General features: G+C 59.1%; 13 protein-coding genes and 1 pseudogene. 10 read left to right on the top strand and 4 right to left on the bottom strand.

Going from position 1 to position 14,735, the window contains the following annotated elements; all coding sequences use genetic code 11:
• Positions 1–11: 11 nt before the first annotated feature.
• Positions 12–317: an antibiotic biosynthesis monooxygenase family protein gene (locus AC6JA3_RS11935; protein WP_347783463.1), complete on the bottom strand. Its 306-nt coding sequence runs from the start codon at positions 315–317 to the stop codon at positions 12–14.
• Between the two features lie 254 nt (positions 318–571).
• Here AC6JA3_RS11935 and AC6JA3_RS11930 point away from each other — a divergent pair, with 254 nt between their 5' ends.
• Positions 572–760 (top strand): hypothetical protein, encoded by a 189-nt coding sequence (locus AC6JA3_RS11930; RefSeq protein ID WP_091551589.1) that lies wholly within the window; start codon positions 572–574, stop codon positions 758–760.
• Positions 761–775: 15 nt separating this feature from the next.
• On the opposite strand, the gene AC6JA3_RS11925 is transcribed toward AC6JA3_RS11930, so the two are convergent.
• Positions 776–3,184, bottom strand: coding sequence for an ATP-binding protein (locus AC6JA3_RS11925; RefSeq protein WP_347783462.1), 2,409 nt, complete (start codon positions 3,182–3,184; stop codon positions 776–778).
• A gap of 445 nt (positions 3,185–3,629) precedes the next feature.
• Between AC6JA3_RS11925 and AC6JA3_RS11920 the strand changes: the two genes are divergently transcribed.
• From AC6JA3_RS11920 to AC6JA3_RS11885, 8 genes are all read left to right on the top strand, one after another.
• Positions 3,630–4,820, top strand: a complete 1,191-nt coding sequence (locus AC6JA3_RS11920) for an acyl-CoA dehydrogenase family protein (RefSeq protein WP_026546643.1) — start codon at positions 3,630–3,632, stop codon at positions 4,818–4,820.
• Between the two features lie 13 nt (positions 4,821–4,833).
• Positions 4,834–5,340 carry a flavin reductase family protein gene (locus tag AC6JA3_RS11915; RefSeq protein ID WP_026540431.1) on the top strand — a complete coding sequence of 169 codons (507 nt, stop codon included), beginning with the start codon at positions 4,834–4,836 and terminating at the stop codon, positions 5,338–5,340.
• 45 nt (positions 5,341–5,385) lie between these two features.
• Positions 5,386–6,864 (top strand): aldehyde dehydrogenase, encoded by a 1,479-nt coding sequence (locus AC6JA3_RS11910; RefSeq protein WP_026540432.1) that lies wholly within the window; start codon positions 5,386–5,388, stop codon positions 6,862–6,864.
• Between the two features lie 64 nt (positions 6,865–6,928).
• Positions 6,929–7,303, top strand: coding sequence for a nuclear transport factor 2 family protein (locus AC6JA3_RS11905; protein ID WP_026540433.1), 375 nt, complete (start codon positions 6,929–6,931; stop codon positions 7,301–7,303).
• Between the two features lie 59 nt (positions 7,304–7,362).
• Complete coding sequence (locus tag AC6JA3_RS11900; protein WP_026540434.1) at positions 7,363–8,373, top strand: fumarylacetoacetate hydrolase family protein; 1,011 nt, start codon at positions 7,363–7,365, stop codon at positions 8,371–8,373.
• Between the two features lie 70 nt (positions 8,374–8,443).
• Complete coding sequence (locus AC6JA3_RS11895; RefSeq protein WP_026540435.1) at positions 8,444–9,649, top strand: VOC family protein; 1,206 nt, start codon at positions 8,444–8,446, stop codon at positions 9,647–9,649.
• 72 nt (positions 9,650–9,721) lie between these two features.
• On the top strand, positions 9,722–10,663 hold the full coding sequence (locus AC6JA3_RS11890) for an SDR family oxidoreductase (protein WP_026540436.1): 942 nt from the start codon (positions 9,722–9,724) through the stop codon (positions 10,661–10,663).
• Positions 10,664–10,775: 112 nt separating this feature from the next.
• The gene (locus AC6JA3_RS11885; protein ID WP_155854579.1) at positions 10,776–11,030 is read left to right on the top strand and encodes a hypothetical protein; all 255 of its coding nucleotides are present in this window, start codon (positions 10,776–10,778) and stop codon (positions 11,028–11,030) included.
• A 6-nt stretch (positions 11,031–11,036) separates the two neighbouring features.
• On the opposite strand, the pseudogene AC6JA3_RS11880 reads toward AC6JA3_RS11885, so the two are convergent.
• Both AC6JA3_RS11880 and AC6JA3_RS11875 read right to left on the bottom strand, forming a co-directional pair.
• A pseudogene (locus AC6JA3_RS11880) lies at positions 11,037–11,190 on the bottom strand (IS3 family transposase); the annotation flags it as partial.
• Between the two features lie 92 nt (positions 11,191–11,282).
• Positions 11,283–12,314, bottom strand: a complete 1,032-nt coding sequence (locus AC6JA3_RS11875; protein ID WP_347783460.1) for a DUF4192 domain-containing protein — start codon at positions 12,312–12,314, stop codon at positions 11,283–11,285.
• A gap of 648 nt (positions 12,315–12,962) precedes the next feature.
• Between AC6JA3_RS11875 and AC6JA3_RS11870 the strand changes: the two genes are divergently transcribed.
• Complete coding sequence (locus AC6JA3_RS11870) at positions 12,963–14,438, top strand: SNIPE associated domain-containing protein (RefSeq protein WP_347783459.1); 1,476 nt, start codon at positions 12,963–12,965, stop codon at positions 14,436–14,438.
• Positions 14,439–14,735 lie beyond the last annotated feature (297 nt).

Raw genomic sequence — 14,735 nt, 5'->3', positions numbered from 1 at the left:
TGGGAACCTGCTCACCGGGTGTTCAGCACGTCCTGCCCACTGAAATGAACCACATGGGGTGCCTCGAGGCAGTGGGCCAGGAGAATCTTGTAAAGAACTTCAGCCTGGGATGTGCCCGGAAAAACAACTGTGTGGTCCTCGAGGCTCTCCCACCCCACCCTCAGCAAATAGATGCCGGCTGTATCCACGCTGGCCTGCAATTCCACTGAATGGCAACCTTGGGCGGCCAGCAACAGATGAGTAGCTGCCGGAAACTCTGCAAGAAACTCTTCTTCAGTTTCAGGATTGATCCTGAGCTCTGCGTGTTCGTAAATCATCTGCTACCTTTCCAAAACCTGTGAGGTGCGATCTCTGTATCCTGCCAAAAGGAAATGGCTGATCATTAATAATGTAACGGAAAACTGAAGGATTCAAACTCTATTCCTTTTTATGGAAACATAGATGATGGTGGCATATGCACGGGCTATGGCAGTTGTCGAATTTAGTATTTGTTCCTGGGTTCAAAGAAGTGCACGCTGGTCATAGTCGCCTGCAGAAGCCGGCACAGCACGAAACTCAATGAGGAGTTCCCATGACCATCACCGGTATCAGCCTCGGAAGGCTGCTTGGCCTGCACTTCGTCTCGCCATCCACCCCCCGGTCCCCGTCCCCAAAGTTTCCCGGCTCCCGGACTTCCGGGAGTATCGTGGCCTACCCATGGGCAGGCTGGGACGTCGAAGACCCGGACGAGGGAACGCCCCAAGTCCCCGTCGGCAGCTGACCACGGACCCACGCACTAGGGACCGGATGAGCGGCCTGCCACCCATGTGGCAACTTGGGTGCGCGAGGTAAACCCAAGCTTCGAAAGAATGCGTTCGATATGTCCGCTGACAGTTCTTGGAGACAGCACCAGTTCGGCCGCTATCTCCTTATTGCTTTGCCCCAGAGCCACAAGGTTGGCGACTTGCTCCTCCCGCTCAGTCAGCGCGGGTCCGTTTGCGGTGAAGGCTCCAACGAATTCCGGCCTCTTGGTCCGGCGGCTGGCGTGGCGTCCTTCATCAACGGCGCGTCCGGGGGACGAAACATAGGAGGTCGTGGCCAGGCTCAATGCCAGCTCAACAGCCTGGTCATTGGACAGGGACTGTCCGCCGTTCAGAATCGCCTGGAAGCGCGACTCTCCCAATCCGTTCCGGATCCGATCGGTTGTTTGCGTGGAGTCCGTCGCCAGAGGACCGAAGGCCAAGACAGTGGTGCCGATCCCTTTCCATACGGACTGGGTCGCGCGAAGAAGTGTTGCCGCTGTTTCCAGCTGGCCGCTGGACGCTGCCGTCCACGACATTTGCTCTACGACGAGTGCGATGCACAGTCCGTCGTGAAAATCCCGCTGGATCTCCAAGGCCTTGACCTGGCATGTTCGGGCCTCATCAAGCCGGCCCAAGTGCCAGTAACAGAGGCCCATGACGGCGTAACCGTAAGCAAGGCTCCACCGTTCCCCATGCTTTCCGCTTTCATTCAGGACTTCGTGGCACGTGGCCAAGGCTTCCTCGATCCGCCCCCCGTACATCTGGGCCCACGCCAAAAGGAACATCGCCGTGAGTTCGGATGCGGGGTCTTCTTGAAGGCGATGGACAATTGCTGCTTTGTTGAAAAGTTCCATGGCGGGCCCGATCCGGCCTCCAAGAACCTCGCACAAGGCTTGCCAGTGATCCGCATGTGCGGCCAAAACAGGGTCTTCAAGTGATCGGGCGATCTGACGGCATTCGGCCAGAAATGCTTCAGCAGGTCCGCGATCACCCTGGAGGAGGGCCACCCACGCTGCCACCCACAGAGCGTTTCCGCGTTGCGGTGTCATGTCGGTGGCGAGGGCAAGCATCCGTTCCAGCCATAGACGCCCGTCAGAGAGTTTTCCACCAGCTATCCAGTGATACCTCAGCAGGGCCGCCAGCTCCATCCCGGTTGTTTCCTCCCCGGGCGTGCTTGCTGACCATTCCAAAGCCAAGAGGATGTTGGTGTGGTCCCGATGTGCGGCAGCAAGCCGGCTCGATTGCCCAGGTCCACACCATGTCGCGACCGTGTCGGAAGCCTTTTGGAGGTAGTGGTTCCGCTGCCGACGCCGTAGGTCGGCCGCTTCGCCCCGACGCTCAAGCAGGGATGCTCCATACTCGCGGAAAGTCATTAGCTGCCAGTATCGCCGCGGCTGGTCGCTTGTGTAAGCGTGATCGATGACATTTCCGGCAACCACCAGGGATTTTGCAACAAGGTGGTCCAGGAGATCCAGGATGCCTGCCTTGCTGATCTCGCCGAAGCCGCAGACTTCCTCGGCCGCTTCGACGTCGAAGCCGCCGGGAAATACTGAAAGCCTCGCCCACAGTGTTTGCTCTTCCCGGGTACAGAGCTCGTAGCTCCAGTCGACCAAGGCCCTTAGCGTCTGTTGCCTCGGGATGGCGGCCCGGCTTCCGCCTGTCAATATTTCAAAGCGACGATCGAGTCTTTCGACCAGCTGGATCACGGAGACCGAGCGAAGCCGTGAAGCCGCGAGTTCGATTGCAAGTGGTATCCCATCCAGCATCCGGCAGAGTTCGGCGATAGCCTGCCGGTTGCCGTCGGTGACCTCGAATCCGGCATGGACGCTTTTGGCGCGGTCAACCAGCAGACGGACGGATTCAAAGGACTCAATGGTTCCGGCTTCGATGTCAGCGGCAGCGGGAGCGCTGAGCGGAGGTACCTGGTAAACCTGTTCGCCGAAGATCCCCAAGGGCTCCCGACTGGTGGCTATGACGCGCAATTGCGGAGCGGTTTCCATGAGTTTTGCCACCAAAGCGGGCACTTCGCCGAGCAGATGCTCGCAGTTATCCAAAACCAAAAGGAGCTGGCGGTCCTGTATGTAATCCGCAAGCCTTTCCGCGGGTGACCGGTTCGACTGATCGGGCAGGCGAAGGGATGCGGCAATCTGCGAAGCCACCAGGGAGGCGTCGTCCAGGGCTGCAAGCTCAACGATCCAAACACCGTCACGAAAGGCCTTGCGGGTGCGGGTGGCCAGCTCCGCTGCAAGCCTGGTTTTCCCGACACCACCGGGGCCGGCCAGCGTCAGAAGGCGGGAGCGTGACATCAGCTCCCTTGCTGCTCCGAGTTCATTGCGTCGACCAATGAAACTCGTCAGGTTGTGGCCCCCCAAGGAGCCAACAGTCACTGCCTCGTTACTCATGACCCTCCTGTGATGCAGACAACAATACAGGTATCGGATGGGGTCATTTGACCCGTCCAATACCAAGTGCAGCGGAGCACACTGGATGCAGTCACAACAACTCTTTGGAGAAATTGGAAGGTAAGCGCGATGAGGCGCAGAACAGCTAATCCAACAGCCTGTCGGAACGGCGTGAATGTACCACTTCCCGGCATTGGGGGATCTGCTGGAGATTCCATTTTCTTTACAAACCTCAAAGCTGCGGATGATGTGTGCAATTCGTGGGCGGCGGACAACATCTGGCCGGACTGCGAAGACACGAATTACACCCAAAGGGCATCGACTCTCCACGAATCTTATTACATCAAGCAGCATCTGAATGATTGCTGACGAATATTTCACACTTCACTTGAAGATCAGCGGTAAAAGCCTGCCGATTTTATTTCACCCACATGAAAGAGGAACCATGACAGCGACGTCAATCACCGAATTGTCTGATATCAACGTGCCGGATTCTGAGCTGGTAGCCCGCGCTACCGCACTGGTTCCCTTGGTAAGGGAGTTCGCGGCCCAGGGTTCAGAAGCCCGCCGTGTGGCTCCGGAAGTAGTTGCAGCTTTGGAGGACGCCGGCCTTTTCCGGATGTTGGTTCCCAAACGTCACGGGGGAATGGGGGCCTCCTTGCGTACAGCGGTTGAGGTAACCCAGGAGATTGCCCGGGGTGACGGTTCCACAGGCTGGGTAACAACGCTGATGATGGTGGGCACCGGCTTCGCTTCAACCTTCTCCGAGCAGGCGCAGGAGGAAGTGTTCGGCAATAATCCCTTGGCCAAGGTGGCAGGAACATTCAGCCCCGGAAGCAAGAGTGAACGCGTTGAGGGTGGCTACCTGGTCAGCGGCCGGTGGCCATATTCTTCAGGTTCTTTCGCTGCAGACTGGGCAACCCTGGGTGTATTGCTCGACGGTGATGATCCCATGGCGCTGGCGTTGATTCCCGCGGAAGCCTGGACGATTGAGCCAACCTGGTTCGTGGCTGGGATGAAGGGCACCGGCAGCGACACGATCGTCGTTCAGGACCACTTCGTGCCGGATCACCGGGTGCAGCGCCTGAGCAACATGCTCAGCTCCAACTTTTTGTCACCGTACAAAGACGATCGCATGGCAAATGTCGCTTTCAACGCTGTTGCAGCAGCGATCCTGATTGCTCCGCAGATCGGCTTGGCACGCCACGCACTGGAGATTACGTTGGCCAAGCTCCCGGGCAAGCCGGTGGCGTACTCCATGTACAGCAACGCCAAGGATTCACCGACGCATCAACTGGCAGTGGCCAAGGCAGCTTCGAATCTGCACATGTCCGAGTTGCTGTTGAACCGCATGTGCCTGGACATTGACACCGCAGCCGATGCCGGTGAGCAGCTGGATCTTCCTACCCGGGCGCGTATCCGTAACGACACCGGGGTTATTGCCGAACTTGTTGGTCAGGCAATCGATGCCCTGATGACCGCCAACGGCGCAGGGTCATTCGCCGAGGCCAACGTCCTTAACCAGATCTGGCGTGACTCCGAAATCGCCGCCCGGCACGCTTTTGTCACTCCTGAAATCGGCAAAGAAGCCTACGGTCGGGTCCTGATGGGCCTGGAACCAACCATCAACCTTTAAGGCACGGTCACCAATGTCCATCCCCACCATTCCCGAAGCATCAGTTGAGGACCCATCACTAATCTACCGTCGCGTGCTGGGCCATGTGCCAACAAGCGTTGCGGTAGTGACAGCCGGCACCAGGTCCGGACCGGTAGGAATGACGGTAGGTTCCTTCACGTCCGTGTCATTGGAACCGCCTTTGGTGGCGTTCTTCGTGGACAAGGCATCTACAACCTGGCCCCGGCTCTACGAAGCAAGCCATTTTGGAGTCAACATCCTGGGGCAGGACCAAACCGCACTCTGCAAGGCATTCTCCCGGCGCTCGGAAGACCGCTTCAGTGACGTCGACTGGACCCCGTCCAGCAGGGGAGTGCCCCTGCTCAACGACGCCATTGTCACCTTGGAATGCACCCGCTACAAGATCGACCTCATAGGGGACCACTACCAGGTAGTCGGCCGCGTCGAGTCCCTGGAGCTTCGGGCCACCAACCCACCACTCATCTTCCTGCAGGGCACCTTCCTGAACCTCCCGGCCTGATGCCGGGGTGTCCTGAATTTCCACAACTCTTAGCTAGGAGAACACATGTCCCTCATCGTTGAGAAGCAACATGATCTGGACCGAAGGCACTTCTTTATTGATGGTGTGTGGGTCAAGCCAGCCGGGGATCTGCTCCGGGACCAAGTGGAGGCAGCTACAGGTGAGGTCATTGGGGTTGCGGCCATGGGGACTGAGGCGGATATCGATGCCGCTGTCCTGGCAGCCCGGCGGGCCCTCGACGAAGGGCCCTGGGGCAAGACGACGGCACAGGAACGGGCTGAGGTTCTACGGCGTTTCGCCAATGAGCTGAATCTGCGGTCCGCCGGCACTTCCGAACTGGTTTCCAGGGAGAACGGCATGCCGATCGGGCTCTCACAGATGCTGAATGGAGGTGCTCCCGGAGCCCTCCTGAACATCTACGCCAACGTGATTGAAAACCTGGCATTGGAAGAAGTACGCACCAGCCAGGCAGGGTCCACCATTGTCCGAAGGGAGCCGGTAGGTGTGGTGGGCGCGATCGCACCATGGAATTTCCCGCAAGCGCTGGCCATGTTCAAGATCGCTCCAGCCTTGGCTGCCGGTTGCACGGTGGTACTCAAGCCATCTCCGGAAACCGCCTTGGATTCCTACGTCTTTGCTGATGCGGCCAAGGCTGCAGGACTGCCTGACGGTGTCCTCAACATTGTCCTGGGGGATCGGGACGCAGGGGCTGCGCTGGTGTCACATCCTCTGGTGGACAAGATTGCCTTCACTGGTTCCACGGCTGCCGGCAGGATCATCGGCGCCGAATGCGGTCGCTTGATCCGTCGATGCACCCTTGAACTGGGAGGCAAGTCTGCCGCCCTCTTCCTCGAAGACGGTGACATCAACACCCTGCTGGCCGGACTAGACAACGCGTCCTTCCTGAACAACAGCCAAACGTGTACCACCCAGTCACGTATTCTCGTTGCCCGCTCACGCTACGAGGAAGTTGTAGAGGCGGTGGGGAGCTTTGCTGCCTCGTACAACGTAGGAAACCCGCTGGATCCCACAGTGACCATGGGGCCCATGGCTACCAGGGAGCATCTGGCGCGGGTGATGGACTACATCGATATGGCAAAAGCCTCCAGCGCCCGTCTGGTAACGGGGGGAAGCCGTCCTGCCGGGGCTGACAAGGGATGGTTCGTTGAGCCCACAGTATTTGCCGATGTCGCCAACAGCGACCGCCTGGCCCGGGAGGAGGTCTTTGGGCCGGTCATGGCACTGATCCCGTTCGACGACGACGAGGACGCTGTGCGGATGGCAAACGACAGCAACTACGGTCTGGGCGGATCCGTGTGGAGCGCCGATGAGGACAGGGCCTTGTCTGTGGCCCGGCGCGTCCGCACAGGAACCATAGGACTGAACTACTACACGCTGGACCTCGGTGCCCCGTTCGGCGGGTTCAAGGATTCCGGAGTGGGCAGGGAACTCGGACCCGAGGGCATCAACGCGTACTTGGAGTACAAGTCGATCTACGCATCTGCCAAGTACCTCAGCGCCTGACACCGACCCTCAGACCAACCCGACGTAAACCGGAACGGTTTGCAGTGGAAGGAGACAACACCAAATGACTACCTCAACCGAAATTGTCGCAGCCTACTTCGACGGCGTGAAGGCCGGGGACGCAGAAGCCGTAGCCGATCTGTTTGCTTCGAATGCGCGGCTGACCAATGCTGCAGGAACCCTGCAAGGCGCCGATGCCATCAGGCGGATGTACCGCAACGGACTCACCGCCGGAAAAATGACGCCCAGCCCCCATGCTCCGGTGGTACATGGAGACCACGTAGCTGTGGAGATCGACCTGGATGCCAACGGTAAGAGCCTCAAGCTGGGCGATTTCTTCACAATCCGGGATGGGAAGATCCAGGGCCTCACCATCTACAGCCTCACCCCAACAGACGCGCGCGTCTTCGAGGACGTCGGCGTCGATCCTCTCACGTGAGCCGGCATGGATCCAACAACGCACCAGACCACCAAAACACTAAATATCCAGGAGAACTGATGAAGATTGCTGTTTTTGGCCCCCACCGACGTGTGGGCGTCATCGTGGAAAACAAGGTGGTGGACGCAAATGCCGCCTATGCAAAATATCTTGCCGAAACCTCCGAGGAGGCGCGGCCGCAGGCCCGGGCCGACGCAGAAGTGCCGGCGGAGCTCGGGGAGTTCATCACCGAAGGAAACCGGGCACTCGAAGGCGCGCAATCCGCCGTCGACTATTTGTGGTCCAAGGCCGCCGACGACCGGGGACGCGACGGAGAGCCCCTGTTCTTTGACCTCGCTGAGACGAACCTGCACGCTCCGGTTGCCCAGGGATCCCGGATCTATTGCGCGCTGGCCAACTTCTTTGACCACATGGAAGCTGCCAGCAAAAACAGCGCGGGAAATGATACGGCCGAAGTCCTTGACCGGCTGGTTCAAGGCGGACCCAAGTATTTCCTGAAGGATCACCGGGCAGTCGGGGCGGATGGGGAACCGGTACGTTACCCCGCCAGGACCCGGCGCCTGGACTACGAAGCCGAAGTAGCGGTCATTGTCGGGAAGCAGGGCCGGGACATCGGCCGGGATGATGCCCTTCCCTACATCTGGGGATACACGCTTCACAACGACTGGTCGATCCGGGACAACGTTTCTTTTGGGCCGGACTTCATGCACTCAAAGAACTTTGACACCTCGGCAACCATCGGACCCTGGATCGTTGTCAACGAGGGTCTTGACCCGCAGGACATTCCGCTGGAGTGCCGGGTGAACGGCGAGATCCGGCAAAGCGGCAATACCAAGTCCATGGTTCACGACTTCTCCACCTTCATCCAGCATCTGTCAGCGGACACCACCCTCTACCCGGGTGATCTCATCAGCAGCGGCACACCCAAGGGAACCGCGGTGGATTCAAGCCGCCAGCAAACGGATGGCTCGCACCCGGATGCCTTGTTCGTGAAACCCGGCGATGTGGTGGAGGTGTCCTCGTCCCTTATTGGCACCATTCGAAACGAAGTCATCAGCCCGAGTGCCTAGGTACTCCAATCACCTCCCTTCCCGGGTGTAGCCCAAGCTTTCAAAGGACCACGACAAAGAAATGAGCATCATGAGCGAACAGCAGCACAACGTTGGCGGTGTGCTTTATGACCGTCCCTTCAAAATCCGCCGACTGAACCACTTCGGCATCAGCGTCGAAGACACCGGTGCATCGTTGGCCTTCTACAGGGATCTTTTGGGGTTCCACGTGGCGGACGCCTTGAACCTTGAAAAGTACGATCCAGGCACGTGGCTCGATGGCCTTGCCGACAAACACATCTATTTCCTTCGCCACAACAGCGATCACCACACCTTCGTCCTGATGCCGAAGGCCTGGGTGGACCACATGGATTCGCCGGCCAGGGGCGATCTCACCATCAACCAGATCACGTGGCAGGTTGGCAGCCTCCGCGAAGTGGTCCAGGCCCGGCTGTGGCTCGAGTCATTGGGCAACAAGATCGAACGGTATGGCCGGGATCCGGGCTCCAACTGGCACACGTACTTCCCGGATCCCACTGGGCACACCAACGAGCTCGAATACGGGATCGAACAGGTGGGATGGGATGGCCGGAGCAAACCCGAAGTCCTGTGGCCGTGGGCCAATGAGCACCCATCGCTGCCGACGAAGTCCGAGAGCAGCGAGTTGGCCGATGCTGAAGCGCAGGGTGTGGACCTCACCAGTGGTTACCGCTGGGTGGACGAGTTGCCCAAAACGTTCGACGTCGGCGGCGTTCTCCTTTCGCGACCCTTTAAGCCAGTGCGTATTGGACCGGTCAGCATTTTCGTCGAGGACGTCGCGGGCGCTGAAGAGTTCTACACGCAACGGCTCGGCTTGGTAAAGAGCGAGGAGACGATGGTGGACGGCCACCGTGCGGTCTTCCTGAGGACCAATACCGAACACCACAGCCTGGGACTCTTTCCGATGGAACTCCGGAAGAAACTCGGGGTCAGTGAGCACACCACGCTGCTTTCTTTCGGCATTCAGCTTGGTTCATACGAACAACTGAAAGCTGCACGCGCTTATCTCGAAGAGCGCGGAGTCAAGCTTCTCGATTTGCCGCAGGACATCCACCCTGGTGTCGATTACACGGTTCACGCCGTAGATCCCGACGGCCACGTCATGCAGTTGTACTACTACATGGAACAAGTGGGATGGGACGGCTCCGTCAGGTCAGCTTCGCAACGACGCGTTGTCGATCCCGATGTTTGGCCCGAAGCGCTTTCTCCCATGTCCGATACCTATGGCGGGGAGACGTTCTGGGGACCGCTCGGCTGACATTGCACCACCCGCAGGACCGTTCCCGCCAAAGAGGCCGGGAACAAGAAACCGAACAAAAGGAGGCCTGAAGTGGGCCGTATTATCATCAGCGGGGCGTCGGGAGATCTTGGACGCAGGGTTACTGAACTGCTTTTGGCAGCTGACCCGGACATCGAATTGACTCTGGTGTCGCGTACCCCGGAGAAGTTGTACAGACACAAGAATCCGGGGATCCGCGTCATGCGGGGCGATTACCAAGAACCGGAATCCCTCAACGAGGCCTACAGTGGTGGCGACGTCCTGTTCCTCATCAGTGGACTTAACCTTGGCCGGCGGGTAGCGGAGACCAGGAACGCAATTGCTGCGGCACAGCATGCCGGTGTCCGTCACATCGTGTACACCTCTGTGGGTGGTATCCATCCCACCAACCCGGCACTCTCAGCCCGGGACCACTATCAAAGTGAGCTTGATTTGAGGGAATCCGGTATGGCCTACACCTTCCTCCGCAACGCGTTGTACTCGGAAATCATCAGCAATATCCTCGTCGCTCCAGCGGCGGCCTGTGGTGTTATGGCACAAGCTACCGGACATGGGCGGTTGGCGCCGGCCGCCAAAGCTGATGTCGCCCGCAGCGCCGCCGCTGTACTGCTCGCCGCAGAAAAGCATGAGGGTGCTGTCTACGAAATCACCGGACCGGACCTTTTGACTTTTGAAGACATTGCCCGCATCGGGTCGGAGATACATGGCGCACCCATTGACTATCAGCCGATTTCCGCTGATGAGCGTCTCGCCTTCTTCGATTCAATCGGCATCCCGAGGACTTACGACCCCTCCATGCCGCCCAGCGCCGACGGCCACATGTGGGCGAGCGATGAGTTGGTCACCGCTGAAGTCGCGATTGCGGAGGGCTATCAGACCGTACTTTCAGGCCACGTACAACTGATCACTGGTCGAAAACCCGAAACTTTGCAGTCGGTGATGGAAGCCGTCAAGTCGGTGCGGTACGACCAGATCCCGGCGGAGGCGTCCTAGAACTCCTCAGGGCACAGGCGGCAGGACGGCTTCGCTCAATATAGATTGGGCAAGGCCGCCCTTTGTGCTCATTCATCCATAAATGGACCTAAAGCTACGAAGGGAGACGCTGGTGACGCTCCACAACTACCCGGAATGGATACGATTGCAGGGAGCCGTCGTTCAAATACGCCGGGATGATCATGTGATTGCAACGGGGACCGTTGAAGATGCAATGCATGACTCATCAATTCTCTGGCTCGCAGCAGAAGGTCTCCAGTTGCGGCGGATGTATGTCGCCGCAGAAGGGTACACCGCCTGGGTCGAACCAATGTTGCTGGCTGGAGACGCCGCTTATAGGATGACCGCATCGCGACTTTATGGCTAGCTTCAATCCCGACTCACCACGTTCGGCAATGGCAATCTCAACGCTTGAGTATCATGGCTGACAGCCCGAAAGCCTTTGCAATCTGCGCCAGCGGTGCTCTGCCCGTGCGGGTGACACCAATGACATACTGATGGAATTTCGCTGCAAAAGTCGTGGGCATGGTCAACATCCTTCCACGAGCCATGGGTCACTGAGTCAAGGAGTCAACAAAACGGGGGCAGTCCCGTGCGCCATACGTTGAACCTCTGATCGCTAAGGCATATCTAGCCGGGTTTTGTAGGCGGTGTCTTTGTTGGTGTTCCAGCCGGCGATGATCCCGGCTCCGAGCATGTGGTCGGTGAGCCTGGCGAAGCGGTATCCGGGGTCTGTGTCGAGGGCGAGTTGCATGTATTGGTGTGCTTTGGATCCTCGTCCTTCCCACCAGTTGATGTAGCCGATGGTGGTGAGGATGGGGGCGGCGTGTTGTGGGCTGGTTCTGGTGTAGGCGTGCAGGAGGAGTTGTTGTGCCCACTCGACGCGGGACCATTTGGGCCTGGTCTGGGTTTGGGCGAAGAGGATGTGTTGGGGTGGTTCGTCGATGCCGGGGATGTCTGCCATGAGCCGGTCTCGTATGTGAGGGAACTGGAAGTTCGCGATGAGGGTGGCGCAGTCTTCGTCGGTCGGGAAGTCGTTGCTGCCGAGCATGCCCGTCCAGAGTTGGCTGGCTTGTAGCGCGGCTTGATGGGGTGCCTGCGCTCGGATGGTGTTCATGCAGTTCTCGACGGCGGCGGCGTGGCCTGCTTCGCGGGTCGGCGTTGGGAGGATGATCCGGTTGGTGGGTTCGATGGTGCTTCCGCGGTAGATGAATTCGGCGTTGACGCGGCTGTATTCAGTGGTGCTGATGGGCAGGCTGATGTTTTGTCCGGGTTCGCTGTCATAGGGGGAGTAGGCATGGTCGCTGACGAAGATGCCGTCGCGGATGGTGATGCCGTTTTCTGCGAGGACGCCGGTGAGTGCGGCAATGGTGGCTGCGTGTGGTTTGGGTTGCCCTGGTTCGCAGTGGGCTGAGGTGTAGAGGGCGAACACGATGCTCGTCGCGCTGGTGTCGCTAGTGAGGTAGCTGCTGACTGTCCTGGCGTAGGGGAGTTCTGTTCCGGGGTGTCGGGGGAGGTCGATGCGGAGGGTGGCGCCGACTTTGCCTTTGTCCAAGGTGATGCAGACCAGGCTCTCGTTCGGCCAGAACCCCAAGGTGTGTCCGATGAAGCTAAGCAAGTCTGCCGGGTCCTTGATGGTGAGCGGATTCATTGTCCTTGTCCTTTGTGCGTGCGTTGTTTCTTTGGGCTTGCGGCCGTTCTGATAGGGGACCTGGGCGCTGGGGTAGGGGCTGGAGTGCAACTTGGGGGACCGGGACGGGTCCGGCGCGTCTGCGCCCTGGTTGCGCGGAAGGCCCGTCCAGCGATGAGCGGGATATCGGACTGACAAACAGCGAGGATGCTTCTGGTTATTCATGTGCGGGGGGCTATGGCGCAGCATGATTGCTCCACGTATTTGGCGCTGCCTCCTGCGGTGTTGCTGCAAAGAGCCTTTGAATGTATGGATGAGGCGAGGCGGTCGGCCAGATAAGGCCGAGGGTCCAGTGCGGAACAGTGATGGGCGTGAGTCTAGTTCAGGCCCGCGACTCTCCGCCGAGGGCAGTTGCGCCGGTTCTGTGGTGTCGGACCGTCATGTGTTGGGTAAATGAGCTGGACATCGAGGGACGAGTCAAGTGCCCGCATTCCATTGACCCGCCCGAAATATTCGTGAGTTTCGCGTTGATGGCACGAAATGTTTGGTGGCTTGTTCAGCTTTCTGGCCAGGGTAGGGCAAGATCATGCTGGGGGAGCTAGGCATGTTGATCTGAACTGCTGGGTGATGAACCCAGCAGTTCATGTTTCGACGACGATAGGTCCCTTAGTGAGCGTTCCCGCCGGCTGGTACACCGACCCACAAGACTCTGCCCTTGTCCGCTATTGGGACGGCATGCGCTGGACCGATCACGTCCAACCTGTTCAGTCCGCACAGCCCGCACCTGTCCCGAACACTCCCCAGGTTCCCGTCCAGGCTCAGCAACATTCTCAGCAACCGCAGGAACTCAGTCAGGGACGCACCGGAGGTGCGCACAAGGTCGGATTCTTCGGTGCCAAGAAGACAGCCGAGACCGCCCTCGCTGATGTGGAGCGGCTCCAAAGGATCCTGGATGAGCGTGGCCTGCTCGAGTTCGACCAGATAGAAGCCAGCCGGGATGAGCTTCGCCGCACGACCGAGAATGAACGTCGGGAATGGGCATCAGAAATTCAGCAGCTTCAGTCCCAGCTGCACGCCCTGCGTTCTGAACTTGCCGAAACAGAAGGCCAGCTGGTGACAGCCCGCGCCTCGGCGTCGCTGCAGGAGGTCGGTGTATTCGACTTTGACCACCCAGCAGAACATTCCGCTCACTTGGCGGCCAGGCTGGATTCCGTCCGTGCCCAATACAAAGAGATGGCCCGGGCAACGCAGGCCATCCACGCGACGTCGAACTTCACGTTCAACAACTCCGCGAAGCAGGGCATGAAGTTCGTGAACCAGATGTCGACCATCATGCTGCGTGCCTATAACGCTGAAGCCGAGAACTGCGTGAAAACGGTCAAAGCTGGAAACCTGGCAACCGCGACGGCTCGCCTGACCAAGGCGAAGGAACAGATCGAACGCCAAGGCACCATGATCAACCTACGAGTCGACGAGACCTATCACCACCTGCGGATCCAGGAAATGGTGCTCGCCGCAGAACACCTCCAAGCTCTTGCTGCGGAGAAGGAACTGGAGCGCGCCCGCCGCGAAGATCTGCGTGAGCAGAAGAAAGCCGAAGCGGAACTCGCCGCCGCCCGGCAAAAGCTCGCCAAGGAACGGGCCATGCACCAGGCAACCCTGGACGCTCTCATAGCCAACGGAGACATCGAAGGTGCTGACCGAATGCGCGCCAAAATCGTTGAAGACGAACTCGCCCTCGCCGACGTTGAACGGCGTGCCGCGAACATCCGCGCCGGCTACGTGTATGTCATCTCCAACATCGGCGCTTTCGGAGAGAACATGGTCAAGATCGGGATGACCCGCCGGTTGGAGCCCATGGACAGAGTCAACGAACTCGGAGATGCGTCCGTACCGTTCCGATTCGACGTACACGCGCTCTTTTACTCCGACGATGCCCTCGCCACCGAGGGAATGCTGCACCGGACGTTCGCCGAGCAGCGCGTTAACAAGGTCAACCTCCGCCGCGAATTCTTCCGGGTCACCCCGCATCAGGTCCTGGAAGTACTGAAAGAACACCACGTCGAACTCGTCGAATTCACCGAACAACCCACCGCCGAAGAATTCCGCCTCAGCACACCTGAGGCGGAAGCGTTGCCGGTATAGGAAGCGTTACTCCGGATAGGTGCTGAGACTTGGTCGCGTGGCATGAGGTCAGAGCGAGCGGGGCCAAGGTGTCATCGCCCAATAATTCCTGACTTGACGCTTCCAAGTACTGAATTTTCGTGTCGGTACGGCCGCTGCCCATCCTTCGGGGCGTGTATGACTGCAACACCGGGGCTCAGAAGCGTGGCTCGTATGTCAACGTTCTTGGTTTCTTGGCGGTCTGTGAGCGTCATCGAAAGTGGCTCCGGCCTCGACGTCGGCCAGGGGGTCCTGCCACGCAGCCAAGTGAGAGCAAAC

The sequence above is a fragment of the Arthrobacter sp. TmtSoilC79 genome, assembly GCF_059739405.1.
The sequence above is the reverse complement of the archived record's forward strand: the minus strand, read 5'-3'. Positions and strand labels throughout refer to the sequence as shown.